The sequence below is a fragment of the Paenibacillus sp. FSL R5-0517 genome (genome assembly GCF_037974355.1).
In the GTDB taxonomy this organism is placed as follows: domain Bacteria; phylum Bacillota; class Bacilli; order Paenibacillales; family Paenibacillaceae; genus Paenibacillus.
Genome location: NZ_CP150235.1, coordinates 6,823,994 through 6,843,238, shown reverse-complemented (window position 1 = coordinate 6,843,238; position 19,245 = coordinate 6,823,994). Strand labels below are relative to the sequence as shown.

Below are 19,245 nucleotides of genomic sequence, written 5' to 3'. Positions count from 1 at the left end.
AATTAGCATGAACGATACAAAGAACCGTTACGTTACTGTACTCTGGGAGGCGAGAGCCAAAGCAGGGAGAGAAGCCGAGATGAAGGCATTCATGACTGCTGCTGTCACTCCGTCACGCAACGACCTGGGCAACATTGACTATGAGGCTCACGAGGTAGAAGGTCAGCCTGGCACATTCATCATCTACGAGCGCTGGGTAAACCGGGATGCCCTCGATCGGCACCTAAGCGCCCCCCGGATGCAGGAACTGGTGCCTCAGCTCTTAGAGCTGATGGAGGGATCCATTGAGGAAGGAATTCGACTCCTGCAACCGTTCCGCCCAGCGCAGTAAAATGCAACACCGCACGGAACTTATTAAGTTCTGTCTGGAAAGCGTGAGAGATATTTTCGTGAGCGATTAAAGACTTTAGTGGAGGAGGCAACAATACCTAATGGTACTCCTATTGCGTAAAAATAAGACTCTAAGCGTCTCATCCTTCTAATCACTGTTTGACGAATAGAGCACCAGGAGGTGCTGACTGCATTCCAGAAGAATGCAGTCTTTGTAGCGATTAAGATTCCGTGTAGCAGTGGAAGCTTCTTACCTCCCAGACACTGCGAAGTAACGTGGAGAAGGTTAGTAGCATCGGCCGCTACCTCACTTGAACCGATCCATTAATTAAAGGATGTACTTTGATTTCGTAGTCAACATTAATTTTCATATTTTCCCAATACTTCAACCATTGCTCTTCCGTTATTTCTTTAGAAAATGGCTTAAGCGAATGGGTTCCGACTTCTAAGGGATCCACTTTCCACCGTTGCATTCTTTTTATTAAATCTGACGTTTGTTCCTCAAGGTAGACCTTAACTTCATGAATTAACTGTTCCAATTGTTTCTCACTTTGAATATCCAATTCTCCCTGATATTCCTCCATTCTTCCTTGCAATCCCACATGCAAGGACAAGGTTGAATAGTCCTCTGATAATTTCATGCGAACATTGGATCGAACACGTCCTAAACTGATAGATAACTTTGGAATGGCCAAGACTTTTAGGAAATGATCATTATCCAGAAGTTGAAAAATGTTGTCGTCCAAGTCTTGAATGACCATGACTTCTTTATCGTTTTGGAATAAGGCTGTTCCTAGGTAATCGAAATTGTTCTTATCGGAATGAAAAACGGGCAGGATCGGATCCTTAAGAGGGGAGTATAACATCTTCATAAATTGATGAATATCGACGATGCTCATTTCACCTTGGTTATGTTTCTCGTAATGTTTTAACATCCGATAAAGAAAATAATCTTGGTTTTCTTGCTTCGTCAATTGATTTTTTATGTATTCATCAAAATCGCCTCTGACAATCAACAAGTAGACACGCGTTGAAATATCGGGATCAACCAATATCGTATTGATCATCTTTTCAATGCCTCCCTTTTTTGCCAGCTCCTCATTGATTAATAACATTCGTAGCTGCCCCTGCTTCAATTCCTGATAATAAATTAAATTAAATTCCCTGCCTCCCTGCTTTAACAGATCAACTTCCTTGGAGAGAAGACGCTTTTTTTCTTGAATGAGTGGTGGAACTAAAGTGCTGATTTTCAACTTTCCTTCTGTTCCCTCGCCAATCGACCAGAACACCACCGGAGCGATCTCCTCTATTAAGTTGTTCTCGACATAAGGAGAAGAACAGCCCGCCATCCACATAAGACATACACTCGCTAATAAACCATAGTGCTTGTACGGTAGCATAGCTACATACTCTCCTTTCGTTTAACTGCAGTGAAAAGGATCGCAGGAACAAGTAAATAAATGAATGCGCCGAGCCAGATTTGAATGTTCAGTAACATCTTTTGACCCGGAATCGTTTCCCATAACCATTGATCCATTAAGATGATGCTTATCAAAATGATGAACCAACTCGACAAAAATCCGATCCGAGTCGCGCCTTTGTTCATTTTTCTCATAAAGACTCTTCCGGCTCCATATAAACACAACAGAAGAATTGAAATGTCAAACACATAATTAAACATATGGAAGGAGATAAGGATGTGATCGATTCGTTCTAAACCGCTCGTTTGAATGTAACTTCCCATATATCCTATTGGAAAATTGATCTTGCTTAAGAAGTTGGAACCGTAAAACAATACCGAAGCAATGAACAATAATGAAAATTCTATGATCGTCAGCATGTTTCCAATCACCAGATATTTCGATATTTTTTTATTGGAGCTTAACCATGGAACCATAAAGACCAGATATACTGGACCGGAAAAGGCCGACCAAATAAACAGCAAACCCTGCCATGATTGTCCCGACCATTCAGTGGGGATAAGAGGATACAAATCGCGGTAATTTGCAATCGGCGGAAAGAAAAAAGGAATAAACATGATTACGATCCAAGCCCCGCAAAGAAAGGCGATGATGACAAAACGCAATGTTTTTTCCATTCCATGTGAAGCCACAAATAAACTGATCAAAAGAATCATTAGGATCAACCATTTTTTATTCATTGATGGATATATAAAACTATGGAGCATTTCAACGTATCCCAGTGTGATGATTGAAATTTTGAACAATATGATCAAAAAACCAAGTATCGCGAAAACCTGAACTGCCCGTTTGCCAAAAAGCTGCAAAAATCCTTGATAGCCCTTCGCTGCATAACTGGAATTAAACCATTTGGACATCATCATCAAGTTAAGTTGGGACAGCAGTCCCATCACGACAATTCCCCAAACCATATACGAATGGACCAAATAAACGGGCATGATTAAAATAAAATAATGCATTTGCATGCGATTGACCAAAAAAAGAAAATAAATTCCACCAATAGGGGAAGTTCGATTGTATAAGAATAAACTTCTCACTTCTTCATCTCCTTCCGCGATTTCCGCAGTGGTTTTAGATATTTCGGACGTGTTTTCATCCAAATTAAAGGGCCGCGGATAAAGAGATCGATCCAATCCTTCCCATGAAAAGGAGAAATCGGGGCTAAATAAGGTTGACCTAATGACGTTAATCCATGGAGATGTGCAAGAATCCCAATCAGCCCGATTACGATTCCCGGCAACCCAAGAAACGAAGCAAGGATAAGAAGAACAACTTGCAACAGCACCATGGATTTTGTCATTTGATAATTGGGAACTAAAAAGAAAGCAATAGCCGATATACCCATCAATACAATTAACACCTTACTTGCAAAGCCTGCTTCGACAGCCGCTTGTCCAATGACGATACCACCGATAACCCCTAGCGTTTGACTGGTTTTGGTCGGCATTCGCAAGCTCGCTTCTTTGATGATTTCCAGCGTTACGATCATGAATAATCCTTCCACAAACGGAGTAAAGGGCAATTTGCTTCTCGATTCCAATAATACGAAAAGAATCGGAAGTGGAACCATTTGGTAATGAAATGTCGTTAACGCAACATAAAAAGGAATCATCGTCAAAGAAACAATAAAACTCCCATACCGGATTAAACGTAAAAAACTGGCTATCGGCCAACGAAGAAAGTAGTCTTCTGGTGATTGGAATAGATGAAATAAAGTAATAGGACACACTAGGGCAAACGGTGAATTGGAGACTAATATTGTCAACTTTCCCTCACCTAATGCGTAGGCGCATGCATCCGGCCGATCCGTTTGTAGAAACTGTGGAAAGACCGTATGATTATGATCTTCAATAAAAGCTGCAAGCTGAGAGGAGTCTAAAAATTGATCAAAATCCACACTATTAATTTTATCTCTTGCGAGGGAAACAAATTCTGGATTAGTTAATCCGTCTATGTACATTAACACGACCTTCGTTTTACTTAATGAACCGATAGTGAAGCTTTCCGTTTTTAATGTCGTTATAGGTAAACGCCTGCGCAACATGGTAATGTTTTTATCGATTTGTTCACTGAAGCTGTCTTTCGCTCCATATATAACCGTTTCCGTTTCGGAAGGTTCTACTGCACGACCAAGAGGGTTTTCCAGTTGCACACTTAACCATTGATTGTTGACTGAATCATATAGAAGAATGAATCCTTGCATTATTTTTTGCTCTGCATCTTCGATCGATATAACTTCTGAAAGTTTGGAGTTGGTTAAGCAGGAAGAAAGCGAATTGCCGTCAGATCGATGAAGTGGCTGAATAATCACCTCGTTTAAACGTTCTTGATTGATTAACGTATTTATGTACAAAAGATGGACTGAAGCACTGGGACCCATGCTGTGCTCAACAACTTCGGCATCATCCATATGGTTTAATTTCTCTTTTAATTCATCAAGCCATGTGGACATGTAATGATTTTTCATTTGAGGATCATATTCTTCCGCCATAGTCTGTTTCTCCTTCCTTAAAGTAATCAAAATCATGTCGTGTTATCTTGCTCTGTAATCGGAAAAATTATACAACCGTTAATTTGCATTTCAAACCGCATTACGTTTCAGGTTTGATGGCGTATAAAGCAGTTTACGATCTTCTTAAATTAAAAAAAACGAACATGCTATTGTTGTTGTCCAGCGATATCTAGAGACAGAAAAAAAGAACGGTCTCCAAAGAGCCGTTCTTGGCAAGCAATAAAGAAAGGTACATACCCGTTATGAGTACAAGTTAACATGGAGAGCTGTCCATCAGGGTACAATGCCCCGTGGAACAGCCCCTCTTTTCATGCCATCATCTAAGGCTTCAGGATGAATTTAATGCACTCATCCGCATGGTTATAGAAAGTGTTATACGCATTATGCGCCTGATCGAGCGGCACTTTATGCGTGATGATCTCCGTGGGATCGAACTCGCCTGCCACAATTTTTTGATACAGCATCGGCATGTAATGAATCACGGGCGCCTGTCCCATGGTCAACTTTACGTTTCGTTCCCAAATGTTTCCGAACATAAACTGGTTGTATTTAGAACCGTATACCCCCGTAATCTGAATCGTGCCGAATTTCCGTACCGCATTCATCGCGATGTTGATCGGGCTGAGCGTTCCGCCAACCAGCTTGGCCTTCTGCTCTTCCTCCTCCAAGGGGGTCTTCTTGCCGTCCATTCCAACGCAATCGATGACGACATCCGCACCCCCGCTCGTTATTTCTTTTATATGCAGCCCCATGTCTTCGAAATCTTCAAAGTTGAAGATTTCGACATTATTCATTTTTTTGGCATGGTTCAGTCGGTACGGAAGATTGTCGACCGCAATGACCCGTTTAGCTCCTTTCATCCAGGCGAATTTTTGTGCCATCAAGCCCACAGGGCCACAGCCGAGTACCACCACCGTATCTCCCTTCTTCACGCCGCCATTGTCCACGCTCCAATAGGCTGTCGGCAGTACGTCGGATAGGAAGAGGAGATTCTCATCCTCCAATTCGCATGACTCCGGAATAACGAAGGGCATAAAATTGCCGTACGGCACGTATAGCAATTCGGCTTGTCCGCCCGAATAATTCCCGTAACGTTCGGTAAATCCAAAGTAAGCTCCCGTATCCACTTGGGGATTGGGGTTGGAGTTGTCGCATTGGCTCTCCATTTCATGCTGGCAGTAATGACAGCTCCCACACGAGATATTGAACGGGAGCACAACCCGGTCCCCTTTTTTGACTTTTGTCACCTCGGGGCCCACTTCTTCGACAATGCCCATCGGTTCATGTCCAACCACGTATCCGGGTTGCGCTTGAATCGCCCCCTGGTATATATGAAGATCGGAACCGCATATGGCGGTCGAGGTGACCCTGACGATAATCCCGTCGTTTTTCTGAATCGTTGGATCCGGGACCTGCATTCACTTGCATGTTCTTCATTCCACCGAATGTTACAGCCTTCATAATCGCCCTCCTGTAATAACATGCTTTGAATTCTGCACGAATGGATCTATTATGGAATTGGAGAGTGAGGATTATGCATTCGTGTTTTTTCTGATATTGCTACTCCATTATTATATGAAATCCCTATTTCGTGGGGTTGTGTCCAGAGATCAATATTTATTAGTTAAGGCAAGCCAGACGCTTCGGGTACGTTACTTTAGCAAAAACCAGAAAAGAAAGGGCCATCCCACAAAAGGATGGCCTTAATATTTATCTCTAATTGCAATTATCGAATCACAGATTTATTGAGAAACCTCATTTTTTAATACTCTCTGCAAACAGGTTTTCAAATAAAACCTTCTAATACAATTTTACCGATCGTCCTATTGCTCTCCAAAAATTTGTGGGCTTGACGGAGATTCTCTGCTGAGATGGGTCCAAGAACCTCGGTCAGTGTTGTCTTTAATTTTTGATGGTCCACAGCATCAGCAATACGATTAAGCAATAAATGCTGCTCAATCATGTCATCTGTTTCGTAAATAGCGCGAGTAAACATAAACTCCCATACGAAGGTGACGCTTTTTTGCTTAAGCAATTTGAGGTCCAGTGGAGAGGTTGGATCATCAATTGCGCTTACAACGCCTTGCGGAGAGATAGCTTCGCTAATACCGGCCCAGTGTTTTTCCAACGCATTCAGGCAAAAAATATACGGAACGTTTGTAAATCCAATTGCTTGAAGTTGTGGAAGGAGCGGTTCATGGTGATTAATGGTATAGTCCGCGCCCATCGATTTAACCCAGTTAACCGTTTCCGATCGGGAAGCAGTTCCGACTACAGTAAGCCCCGCTTGTTTTGCAAGCTGAGTGGCAATGGAACCTACACCCCCGGCTGCACCAATGATCAGCAGAGTCTTTCCTTTATTGAGGCCCGGATCTTGGGAAATAGACATTCGGGTGAATAATGCTTCCCAAGCTGTAATGGAGGTTAGGGGAAGAGCGGCGGCTTCCACAAAACTTAAGGAAACAGGTTTGCGCCCGACGATTCGTTCATCGACCAGATGGTATTCACTGTTTCCGCCTTGTCGTGCAATACTGCCAGCATAAAAAACTTCATCTCCGGGACGAAACAATGAACAGTCCGGTCCTGTCTCTTCCACGACCCCTGCTACATCCCAACCTAGAATTTTAGGGTTTTCCTCCACTCTTTCCTTAGGAGCTCGTACCTTTGTATCTACAGGATTGACCGATATGGCCGCAACTTTGACCAAAATGTCACGACCTGTTGCTTTTGGTTTTTCTACAACTATGTCCACCAGGCTTTGGGGATCGTCAATTGGAAGGTAACGAGTTAATCCTACCGCCTTCATTGTAGTCATGATGAACCACATCCTTTCCTTATTAGTATGCCCTTTATTAGTACTATATTGAAATGATCACTAGCCTTAAGGTCTTAAGCATAAATGAATTTTAGTTGAATACAGAGGTGAAGGCCAATTAAACGAATTGATTTGAAAAGTAACGCCAGGGAGATCATATAAAGGAAGGAACGATGAGTGGAGGCTTAATTGTTTGATTCCGGAATATCTATTTCTTTTATGATTTCTGCTATCCGATTTTTTCCCCATTCATACATCATTTCAACGATAGGAAGTAGAGTCATTCCCAATTCAGTCATGGAATATTCCACTTTGGGTGGAACTTCTGGATAAACCTCGCGATGAACTATTCCATCTTCCATCAGTTCTCTTAATTGATTCGTTAAAATTTTATGAGATATTTTTGGAAAAAGCCTTTGCAGATCACTAAACCGATAGGGTCCTTCTACACCTAAATGCCATAAAATAACAATTTTCCATTTACCACTTAGAATGGATAAGGTAAGTTCTTTTTCACAATTATAATCACCATTTATGATCTTTTCTTTAACTTCATCTCTAAAAGTATCTGGCATAGGCTCGTACCCCCTTATTCCTATCAATTGTAACCTGTAGGTAACCTTCTTACACAAAAGTGCATTCTTCACAGTGAAGAAAACAAGCAGTAGAATGAAATAGTCGTCTTACCGGCAAATCTTTTTCACTACCTAGGAGGAACTACAAATGAGTAAAAAAGCACTCTTTATTATACCACCAGAACGTTTCAATGAGGACGAATTATTTCAACCAAAAGCCGAATTGGAAAGCAACGGAATTGATGTGACCATTGCAAGTACAAAAACAGGTGAAATCATAGGGGATTATGAAGGTAAAGCAACTGCTGAGGTCATTTTCTCAGACGTTATTGCTTCTGATTATGATGTTGTATCCGTTATTGGTGGATCCGGCACGAACGATCATCTATGGGGGAATCAAGAATTACAAGATTACTTGAAACAAGCGTACACGGATAAAGTTCTTGTAACAGGAATCTGTGCAGGTGCGGTTACTGTAGCTAAAACCGGTTTACTTACCGGAAGAGAGGCTACTTGTTATCCAGTAGATGTACAAAAAGATCAATTAAAAGCGAATAAAGTAACATATGTTGAAAAACATGTTGTTGCTCATGATGATATTATCACTGGTGATGGTCCAGATGGTGCTAAAGAATTTGGAGAATCTTTGGTAAAAGCATTAAGCTAATTCTACATTTCCTCCTTGAAATTTTATATAATCGCGGGGCTGTCTCAAAAGCCCTTAAAAATATACATCGGTGAAAAGAATGAACACCGATACGTTCAAACGGGACAAAGCAGAGATTCATCCTGCTTTGTCCCGTTTGCGTTTTCGTCATGTTGTACAATTTTAAATTTTAAGAAAGCAGAGCTATGGCGTTTTATATTTTCAATTCACTAATTAATTCCTCTTCATGCTATGTAAGAATAAATTCTCGCAATCATACATCCTCTATTCTTCCAATTCTACTATTACCACTTCAATTTTTGTAATTCCATCAGGTAAAAACAACTGTCATCACGTTCTTGTTCAGTTTTTGTTTAGAGTAAATGATTATACTAAAAATCGCAATAAATCTGGAGACGGGAAGAAGGTAATAAACGTTGCAATAGATCGTTTTTGAACAGTGTGGGTTGTAGACGAAGAAGCACAAGGACTTTGCTGTATTAGGATGCAGTATATTTTACATTTCATTTTTGTACGGAGGAAATAAGGATGAACAACGATATTAAAAAATGTATTTCAATTCTGCTTACGGTGTGTCTAATGTTTGGGGTTAGTGGTTTGGCCCCTTTGGACGGCTCAGTGGCCAATGCGGCAATCGCGCCAACTATGGCGGAGACGAATTACGGTCAATACCAGGTCAAGTTAACTGCTGACCCGGTGACGGATACGCCGCCTAGCGGTTTTGGTTCAGCTGCATCAGACGGGCGTATCTGGACGGACAAGAGCGTCACAGCAGAGGGTGATGGCAGTTTCAATGTGAAATTGTCAGCGCTAGCACAAGAATATATGACGGCAAATTCGACCAATCCAGGTGTCGGAGGGAGCGGCAGTGCTGACGGTCCTGCGGCAGATGTAACCTTCATATTGGACATGAGTTCGTCTATGGGCAATATGAATGGCAGAGAAATAGCGGAAACAGCAGGTGGACCCGGTGTATACTATCGTGTCGAGGCGATGGCCAAGGCTGCCAATGATGCAATCCGCACAGTCATGGATGCCAATCCCAATAACCGCGTTGCCGTTTATTGGTTTGGAGGATCGGCTAACGCCAACCACCTCGGCACGTTTATGGAACTAGGACATTACAATTTTAGTTCAGGACATGGAGCGGAAGATTATTTGAAATATGCAACGAACCAAACCATCACGGTGAACAGTAATCTGACCAAGGATGGCGGTGCTGTTGGAACACAATCGGCAGTTTCGTTGGGGGCAGGAACACCAACACAGGATGGCATCATGTATGGCGTTTCGAAGACGATGAGAAATGTGGGAACCAAGGGTGCGGGACCTAAGCGCCAGCCGTATTTGTTCCTTCTATCGGACGGGGCGGCGATTCATGCCAAGAAGGCATGGTATTCTTCGCCAAAAGGCAAATCATTTGAAACGGATTATAACAATGCATTAACCGAAGCTACAACGATCACAAACTATAATCAGAGTGGCACTGATGGTACCAAATATGTGCCAGCTGCTGCCGGTACCAGTCTGGCCAATACAGGCGATCCGGAGATCGCAGCGCTGACTATACTCACCGGCGCTTATATGAAGGGTCTCCTGGATAGTCAGTACACTGCCTATAATGGAGGAGAATCCACTCAGGCCAAAGTGTATACGGTTGGACTGGGTTCCACTACGGCAATTAATGGACCATATAGTGGTAGCCAGCCAGTCTACGCATGGGCGGGTCTTGACCCGAAAAGAGTTAACGATCATAAAGAAGATAGTGATTATAACTATGGTACGGCAAAGAACACGTATGAAAGGTTGAAAACGTATGCGGCCCAAGGGCCAAATGGTTTTAACTACGCAGATTCCTTTGTCTACAGCAATTATTATACATTTGCTCCGACCTATGACATCGTCAGCTCAGCTTTTGCTGGATTGGCCAATGATGTAGAAGCTACTACAACCATACTTCCACTTCTGAATATACCGGAGACTACCGATCTTGGCTCAGAGACGGCTGATATAGCCAGTGCCATCGTGGTCACAGACGAAATCAGCGAGGACTTTAGCGTGGATCTGTCCACCTTGAGAATCGGGGATGCTGTTGCAGCGGTGGATACAACTACGACCATAACCGGAGGAACAGCCTACCAGTTTGCTGGCTACGGGAGCAGGGCTGTCATCAAGACGGTAGCAGGCGTGAGCAGTCTGACCTGGTATATTGACGCTGAAGATATGCAGAAGCATATTTACCGGTTCAAAAACCGGACCAACCCACAGTCTGGGGAGTATAGTCCACCAACAGAAGGTTCTTTTAAGCTCAGCTATAAAGTAAAACCGACTTTTCAGGTATCACCAAATCAAGTCGGGGAAATATCCCGCTATCTCAACTCGGGTAATGCTATCGATGGGGCCAAGACAGCAGCTTATTTCTTCCCGCCTACGGACAGCCCTTATTATCTTGCTTTAACGAATAAGCAGACGATCTCCAAAACAGATGGAATCGGTGCATCGTACGTAACCGAGGAGTCGCTGAACCAGGGCAAGGCGACGATGAAACTTGGAAACAATGGTAGACTTGATCTGATGATAGGAATCGACAAGAAAGGTCCAGCTACAGTTCAAACGAACGGTTCTATGGACTATACAGTCACCATTTATAACTATACCAATACGGCAAAAACAGGACTCAGCGTCACCAGTGACGGTCAAACTCAAACGGGAATTGATGTTCCCGCGAACGGAAGCAAAGTGCTCACGTTTACTATAACGGCACCAAGCACGCAGCAGACATTAGTCAGCGATAATGCTGTAATAACGGGATTGAACCTGGGTTCCAATACAGTAACTACCAATGTAACGGATGTAACAACAGCAGTAATCACTACACATGTCATCGGAACTGTTGGTGGGACGACTGCAGGGGATAACACCTATAATATCGGTGATTCAGCGACACTTACAGCTAGCCCGGATCAAGGCTATATATTCGTGGGATGGTATGACAACACAGCAGGCACAGGTACTCCAGTAAGTATGGATTCAGCCTATACGTTTACCGTTCAGACGGATGAAGACTATTATGCTAAATTTGATACACTGCCTTTCGCTGAAAATGACACTTATAGTGTCTTGCGGGGAGATACGCTCACCGTTCCGGTGGCAGAGGGTATCTTACTGAACGATACAGATGCGGGTAATCGTCCACTTACGGCGGTGAATATCGGCTCAATCAGTGATCCGAGCAAAGGCGATCTTAATGTGAATTCAGATGGCTCATTTACGTTCGTGGCGGATAGCGAAGCGTCTGGTACTGTGACGTTCACCTACCAAGCTGATAATGGAATTGCCCTTTCGAATGAAGCTACGGTGACAATCACGATTACGCTACCCGTTTCTACACATGAGCCTGTGGCAGAAAATGATAATTATCGCATAAAGAGTGGGGATACACTCACCGTTCCAGTCGAGACAGGTTTGCTCTCGAATGATAAGGATGATGAGGATCATCCGCTCACCGTAATGAATATCAGCTCCATCAGCGATCCAAGTATGGGCACGCTGAATGTGGACCCAGACGGATCGTTCACGTTCAGTGCGGAGGAGAACACATTCGGTAAGGTGACGTTTACGTACCAAGCCTTTGACGGAACTGTTCATTCGAGTGTAGCGACGGTGACGATCACAATTACGATGCCAATCACTACGCATGTCATTGGGAATGATGGCGGCACGACTTCGGGTGATGATACTTATGGATTAGGCGAAACAGCTATAATTACGGCTAATCCGGCTGTAGGCTATTCATTCACAGGTTGGTATGACAATGAAGAAGGTACAGGCAGTCCAGTAAGTACAGCTGCGGCGTATACCTTTACTGTTCATGCAGCTGGAGACTATTATGCAAAATTCAGAGCGGTACCTGTTGCCAAGAATGACAGCTATCAGGTTGTCAGAGGAAATACGTTGACTGTCCCGGTAGAAAACGGAATCTTATCCAACGATACTAGCGCAGGGAATGATACCCTCATTGCAGTGAATATCAGTTCAATTAGCGACGCAAGCAAAGGTACGCTGACTGCCAGTTCCGACGGCTCCTTCACGTTCGAGGCAAAAGAAGAAGCTTCCGGCAGTGTAACGTTCACCTATCAAGCCTCTGACGGAACAGGTCAGTCCAATATAGCCACGGTGACAATCACAATGACCAACCCGAGCATTGCCGGAACGGTCATGGATAAAGAAACCGGGAATCCGATCTTAGGCGCAACAGTAATTCTACGTGACCTTGCAGGTAAAGAGAAGGGACGGGTCACATCGGATTCAGATGGCAAGTACATCTTTGAAGATGTTGTGATCAATAAATATATGTTAGAAGTGATTAGCGACAAGTATAGCCACGCTCATAGAGAAGTTTCCGTATCTACGGTCAACGGCAATGGGAACGGGGTTGTTATTCAGGACTTCGAGCTTGTGGAGTTCGAAATAACGTTGACAGCCAACCCATCGTCGATACTTGGTAACGGCACATCTACATCCATCTTTAAGTCGGTAGTGACTGATAAAGAAGGTCGTCCTCAGGCAGGGATTGAAGTCGTATTTGATGTGCCAGATACAACTTATGGTCATTTTGTTGGAAACTCCAACACAGTAAGTGTCTTAACGGATACCGATGGCATCGCAACTACAACCTTCACCGCGGCAGTTCTTGGTGGTACGGGGTCTGCGTCCATACCGCTGACAGCAACGGTTGACGATAAACCTAGAGGTCTCCATGTGAGTGACACCATCTATATTACCATTACCCCTGGTGTTATTACGGGCGTCGTCACAGACCAGGTAGGTCACCCTGTAAAAGGGGCTTTAATCAAAGTAAGCAAAGATTTTGACGGTGACGGCATTGCTGATTTTCATGCTGTTGCAGTTACAGCGGATGATGGAGTATACACCCTGGCTGTACCGCAGGGTAATGTGACGTACGATGTATCCATTACGAAGCAAGTAGATATTGGCGGACAGAAAAAATCCGTCACGTTTAATCAGAGTGTTCCAGTAAATGCCAGTGTGGATGGCCGATCCTTTGAGGGGAATAAAACAGTCTCTGGTGTTGTCTTGGTGGAAACATCACAGGGTGGATCCCTGGCACTCAACGGAACGGTGGGCGGCGGTTATACGGTTATAATCAATGACGGCAATGGGGCTCATACAGGCCAAGTTGACTCTGATGGAATATTCAATATCGACAGTGTGCTTAAGGGCAGCTACACTGCTAATGTCATCTATAACATTCCGCTTCCGGGCGGTGGAACACAACCTATTGTTGTCGGCCATGCTGATATTGAAATCAGTTCAGACGGACAAATCAGTATTAGTGAGGTACTCATTGACCCATACGGTACAATTACCGATTCCGTAACCGGTCGTCCAATATCCGGTGCAATCGTTACGCTTCATTACAGCAACGGAACGGTGGTCAACTTGCCACCTGTGGTCAATTTCCCACCAGCGGATAACGCGAACCCACAGACGAGCGATGCGACTGGGCAGTATGCGTTCATGGTATTTCCGCATACAGATTACTACTTAACCGCGACCAAAGCAGGATATAAGGACTTTGATAGCAGAGTTGTCGATACGAACCAGCCGCTAATTCATGTAGGTACGGAGATTGTGCTGTACGACTTTAGCATGACGCCACTGCCGACATCCAACGGAGGGGGTTCTCCAGTTGTAACGACTGATTCCGTCAGGCCGCCAGTCACAACGACCGAGCCTCCGACAACCATAACGACCAAGCCAATCGACTTTGCCACAGCCATTCTTGTGGACAAAATGAAGGGCAGAGAAGACGATATTCTAACCTTTACGGTGATTTACGCCAATAAAACGTTAACTGAGGCTGATGGATTGTATGTTAAATCTACGATCCCGGCGGGAATGAGTGTAGTTGATGCCAACGGCGGCGTTGTTACCGGCCAAGAAATAAAATGGAATGTTGGTAAGCTGGCGGGAGACACGCGTGGCCAACTGACGTTTAAATTAAAGGTTAACGAAATGACAGAAGGCGAGATCTATGCTTCTGTTACCGCAGAGGTCGGCTCAGATCATAAGCTTACGCTTATAAATACACAAGACGATACGTCCTTGATTAAAGTGATGTTGTACTCTAATCGTTATGAGCACAAACATGACCGTTATATTATGGGGTACCCAGACGGTAAGGTGAAACCGGAAAAGCTCATCACTCGTGCAGAGATTGCAGCTATTTTTGCCCGGACGCTTCATTTGCAAGATGAGGTTCGACACGTCGAGCTGTACAGTGATGTTGCTACAGATTACTGGGGTGCCGATTATATCGAAGCTGTTGCAAATAAAGGAATATTTAAAGGCTATGCGGATCATACATTCAGACCGGATCAGCCCATTACAAGAGCAGAGCTGGCAACAGCCATTGCGCGTTATCTTGGTGTTGCCAAAGAGCTGAAGATGGACCATATCTTGAGAATCAGTTCGTTTACAGATATTGAGGGGAACTGGGCGGAGCAGTCCATCGATGAAGTTTTTCGTTTCGGTATCGTATCAGGGTATAAAGATGCTTCCTTCCAACCTGGAAGTCAGATTACCCGAGAGGAAGCCGTTAAGATGATTAACGGAATGCTGTATAGAGGTCCTCTGACTGGAGCGGAACCTTCATATCCAGACAACCGTTTGGACAAATGGTCATTTGGACATGTTGAGGAAGCAACGAGAACCCATACGTTTAAGATCAATGAAGATGGCTCCGAAACGATGCTGAAGTACATCCCCGAAGATCTGTGGTAATCTTGCATCGTGAACATACTTGAACTTAATAGAATGTGCACGCTATCTTGAGCTAATCTGAGGAATCGAATAGATTCCTCAGATTTTTTTACTATCCGGTGAGGTGCATACAAGTTGGTGAGTGGATCGGAAAACGTTAGATACCAGAAAAGAGCCGCAAAGTATGCGGCTCATTGTACTATAGTTATTCCGTGCCCATCCATTTACCTTTTAGCGACCGCCCGTATTCGAAGCCCAGACAGGAATCCAACTATTTGGATAATAGTCATTGGTCAGAGTTGTGTTATAGAGAACTAGATTACCATCACTTTGCATGACTAGTGTGTCACCTGTTGTGTTAGATGGTAAGCTGCCCCCATGATGACCTGGAATCCATGAGGTGGTGTTGGGAGACCAAGCAGCTACCTGTACAGAAGTATCAATCACCAAAACTTTATCCCATCCCCAACCAGTGTAATATTCGTATTTACCTGTAGCCGGGTTGAAACCATAACGATAACCATATTGGTACACATCTTGATATTTCATGCCATATTTATACATGACAGGTTTTCCGTATTGTGGTTCAAACTTGAACGAAAGAGCCCCACTGTTACTGGTACCGCTACTCCAAAGAGAAGAACCATTCTGATAGATGACAAAATTCCCGTCATTCTGCCAAATGGCTGAAAATCTGCCATCCTGCGAAGTGAGATAGTCTCCCTTAGCCATACTTTGGCCGATCGTGAGCTTATCTCCAAGATAGCCGGCAGAAGCGGTCGCTGGTACGGCAAATGCAAGAATCAACAAGCAAGCCAAAAAAACTCGAAAAGATTTGGGGAAAAATAAATGATTCATTGGACACACTCCTATATTCCTTAGAATGGTTGAGACTTCATACGTAATACCATAAACTCTTACAGATCATGCATATGGCGACGCAGTGTTCGGTTAGGAGTGGTGAAAGAGCAATCAACACATCCCCCAATGATAATTAAAGGGAAATCAGATATACAGCGCTCTCCGGTTCACCTCCTTTAATAGACAAAATTAGTGGCTTGAATGCACTATATGTAAATGGATGTGTTGCCTGGAGTGGAGGGGTTGAGAGCTCAATGGAAACTTGTTATTCAGCTGACTATGTAGGTGATTGCTTCAAATATATTACTTTTTATTCCATTATAGCAACTAAAAAGATAAAATACATTATTTTCTATGAAAATCTATCTATTCAATAGAGGAAGACATCTGCTTGGGAAATGATATATTTTTATTTGTGGGTATAGGAATTCGAACGTATGTGTCGAATTGATTAGATTAAATTTGAAGTATTTAAGAGGGAATTGATTTTATTGAGTAGTCCAGAGAGCGTTAAGAGGAGGAGCATATGTATTTAAGGAAGAAGATTGGAATTATTGTTCTGGTGGTATCCCTAATGGCAGGATTGTTGTGTCTCAAAGCATCAGATAAGGTGTATGCTGCGGCTCCAACATCAACAATTTCGATGGAATATGCGCTGCTGGGAATTGGCAGCACCGCAAAGGTATTCTTTACGTTCTCAGAACCGGTACAAGGGTTGGACAATGGAGACTTAACGGTTCCGGAAAGCGGCACACTGACTGCACCGGTCTCTTCGGATGGAGGTTATACGTGGACGGCAACTCTCACACCTAAACCAGATATTACAGATGCGACCAACGTCATAACCCTGAACAACGAAGGTGTGATGAATCTAGACGGTATTGTAGGTGTGGGCACGTCCACTTCGAGTAATTATACTATTGATACATTAAGACCGACAGCAACCATTGTTGTAGCCGATACGGCTCTAACCGCTGGGAAGACATCACTGATCACCATCGCATTTTCCGAAACAGTGACCGGCTTTAACGTTGCCGACCTATTAGTAGAGAATGGTACGGTGAGAGGCCTTAGTTCCTCCGATGGAGGTATAACATGGACCGCGACATTAACGCCAGATATTGGTATCACCGATGCGACCAACATTATCACGCTTGATAATACCGGTATTCGTGATATTGCGGGCAATACGGGTACGGGGACAACGCCTTCGAATAATTATGAGATCTATACCGCCCGGCCAACGGCAACGATTGTCGTAGCCGAGACAACGTTGAATATTGGCAAGATGTCTGATGTGACCTTCACCTTCTCTGAAGCAGTGACCGGTTTTACGCTAGCCGACCTTGTGGTGACGAATGGAACTATTACCAATCTGGCTACGAATGACAATATTACGTATACAGCAAAATTTACTCCTACCGCCGGCATCACTGCGGGAACGAACAAGATTACACTCCATAATACGGGTGTAGTGAATCAGGGCGGCATATCAGGTACAGGTACAACGGATTCCAATACCTTCGCCATTGATACGGTCAGACCGACAGCAACCATTAACGTCGCCGATATGATTCTGACTGCCGACAAGACATCAGAGGTCACCTTTACATTTTCGGAAGCAATTACAGGATTTACTAATGAGGACCTGACCGTTGCAAATGGTACGCTGAGTACTGTGCATACATCTGATGAGGGGATTACATGGACTGCGACATTGATACCAACTGTAGGAATTGATGATGGAACCAATGTCATTACGCTTGATAATTCGGGCATTAGCGATATGGCAGGCAACGCAGGCACAGGAACGACTACTTCGAATAATTACGCAGTCTATACCTCCCGACCAACGGCAACGATTGTTGTAGCTGATGGAACGCTGACTCTTGGCAAAACATCCTTGGTAACAATCACATTCTCTGAGGCAGTGTCAGGTTTTGATAACACAGATCTGACGATTGCAAGCGGTACACTGACTACTGTCCGTTCAACCGATGGGGGAGTGACGTGGACAGCAACGTTAACCCCGCATGCGAATGTGAACAAATCGGTCAATGTCATCACCCTTCAAAATACGGGAGTGTCCAATGGTGCAGGTAACGCAGGACAGGGAATAACGGAGTCGAATCCGTACTCTGTTTTTACTGTACAGCCGGTACAAACAACAAGTCCGAGCAGTCCTTCTGCACCAGTCGCCCCGATAGACAATATAGTCAAATCAACAACAGGTAAAATAACCGTTCCGATTGGTAAGTCAGGGTTGGTTAGCCTGGGCAAAGAGATTGAAATCTCAATTCCAGCAGGGGCATCATCTCGTGAGCTGACTTTATCCATTGATAAAGTTTCCAATACGGAACCTTTGCTAACACATAAAGAAATTCTGGCCAGCCCGGTATTTGAACTTATGAAGAATTTTACGGAGAACTTCCTCATACCGATAAAACTGACGTTTACATTTGATTCAACAGGTCTTGAGCGTCATCATTCGGCAGCTGTTTTTTATTTTGATGAAGTGAACAAGACATGGGAGAAAGTAGATGGAGGTATTATTCAAGGGAATCAAATCACAGTCGAGGTCAATCACTTCACGAAGTATGCTGTCCTTGTTGTTGATCAAACTAGTGGAAAGCCCATCTTGAATACTCCAGTTGAACCGGCGACGGGATTGGACTTTAGCGACATCTCGGGACATTGGGCTGAAGCAAGAATTCAACAAGCGTTAAGCAGCGGTATAATCACCGGATATCCCGATGGAACGTTTAGTCCGGGGAAGAACGTTACACGTGCTGAGTTCTCAGTCATGCTGATGAACGCGTTGAATTCACAAAAAGCTGGGGCAGAACTGGTATTCTCAGATACAACGGAAATCGGATCTTGGGCCAAATGGGCAGTCTCGCAAGCAGTGCAGGAGGGCATTCTTAGCGGTTATCCCGACGACACGTTCCGGCCGAATGCCAATATCACACGTGTCGAGATGGCCATGATGGTTGCGAATGCGCTTAAGGTACCTACTACAGGCAATGCTGCAACATTTTTTTCAGATGATAAATCTATTCCTGTGTGGGCAAAAACCTCTGTGGCCGCGCTGAAGGAACGTGGCCTTGTCGAAGGAATGGGAAACAATAATTTCATACCTAAATCACCAACCACTAGAGCAGAGGCCGTTGTTCTATTAATGAACATGTTAGAGCATAAAGAATTATAGTTAACCGAGC

The 19,245-nt window shown here is 43.9% G+C and carries 10 protein-coding genes and 1 pseudogene; 4 read left to right on the top strand and 7 right to left on the bottom strand.

Going from position 1 to position 19,245, the window contains the following annotated elements; all coding sequences use genetic code 11:
• Positions 1–7 precede the first annotated feature (7 nt).
• Positions 8–331, top strand: coding sequence for a putative quinol monooxygenase (locus tag MKX40_RS30445; protein ID WP_253442212.1), 324 nt, complete (start codon positions 8–10; stop codon positions 329–331).
• A gap of 301 nt (positions 332–632) precedes the next feature.
• Here MKX40_RS30445 and MKX40_RS30440 read toward each other — a convergent pair whose 3' ends face one another.
• The 6 genes and pseudogenes from MKX40_RS30440 to MKX40_RS30415 all read right to left on the bottom strand — a co-directional run bounded on the left by MKX40_RS30440 (position 633) and on the right by MKX40_RS30415 (position 7,713).
• Complete coding sequence (locus tag MKX40_RS30440; protein ID WP_339238848.1) at positions 633–1,730, bottom strand: Ger(x)C family spore germination C-terminal domain-containing protein; 1,098 nt, start codon at positions 1,728–1,730, stop codon at positions 633–635.
• A gap of 2 nt (positions 1,731–1,732) precedes the next feature.
• Positions 1,733–2,848 (bottom strand): GerAB/ArcD/ProY family transporter, encoded by a 1,116-nt coding sequence (locus tag MKX40_RS30435; RefSeq protein ID WP_339238846.1) that lies wholly within the window; start codon positions 2,846–2,848, stop codon positions 1,733–1,735.
• Positions 2,845–4,302, bottom strand: coding sequence for a spore germination protein (locus MKX40_RS30430; RefSeq protein ID WP_339238845.1), 1,458 nt, complete (start codon positions 4,300–4,302; stop codon positions 2,845–2,847). The genes MKX40_RS30435 and MKX40_RS30430 overlap by 4 nt, the downstream gene beginning before the upstream one ends.
• A gap of 341 nt (positions 4,303–4,643) precedes the next feature.
• Positions 4,644–5,784: pseudogene (locus MKX40_RS30425) on the bottom strand (zinc-dependent alcohol dehydrogenase).
• Between the two features lie 325 nt (positions 5,785–6,109).
• Positions 6,110–7,138, bottom strand: a complete 1,029-nt coding sequence (locus tag MKX40_RS30420; RefSeq protein WP_339238844.1) for a zinc-binding alcohol dehydrogenase family protein — start codon at positions 7,136–7,138, stop codon at positions 6,110–6,112.
• 185 nt (positions 7,139–7,323) lie between these two features.
• A complete protein-coding gene (locus MKX40_RS30415) occupies positions 7,324–7,713 on the bottom strand; it encodes a helix-turn-helix domain-containing protein (RefSeq protein ID WP_253442200.1) in 390 nt (129 codons plus the stop codon).
• Between the two features lie 148 nt (positions 7,714–7,861).
• Between MKX40_RS30415 and MKX40_RS30410 the strand changes: the two genes are divergently transcribed.
• Positions 7,862–8,380 (top strand): DJ-1/PfpI family protein, encoded by a 519-nt coding sequence (locus MKX40_RS30410; RefSeq protein ID WP_339238842.1) that lies wholly within the window; start codon positions 7,862–7,864, stop codon positions 8,378–8,380.
• Positions 8,381–8,908: 528 nt separating this feature from the next.
• Entirely contained in the window at positions 8,909–15,187 is a 6,279-nt protein-coding gene (locus MKX40_RS30405; protein ID WP_339238840.1) for an Ig-like domain-containing protein, read from the top strand.
• Between the two features lie 210 nt (positions 15,188–15,397).
• Here the strand turns inward: MKX40_RS30405 and MKX40_RS30400 are convergent, their stop codons facing one another.
• Complete coding sequence (locus MKX40_RS30400; RefSeq protein ID WP_253442194.1) at positions 15,398–16,024, bottom strand: hypothetical protein; 627 nt, start codon at positions 16,022–16,024, stop codon at positions 15,398–15,400.
• Positions 16,025–16,553: 529 nt separating this feature from the next.
• On the opposite strand from MKX40_RS30400, the gene MKX40_RS30395 reads away from it, so the two are divergent.
• Positions 16,554–19,235, top strand: a complete 2,682-nt coding sequence (locus MKX40_RS30395) for an Ig-like domain-containing protein (protein ID WP_339238838.1) — start codon at positions 16,554–16,556, stop codon at positions 19,233–19,235.
• Positions 19,236–19,245: the final 10 nt, after the last annotated feature.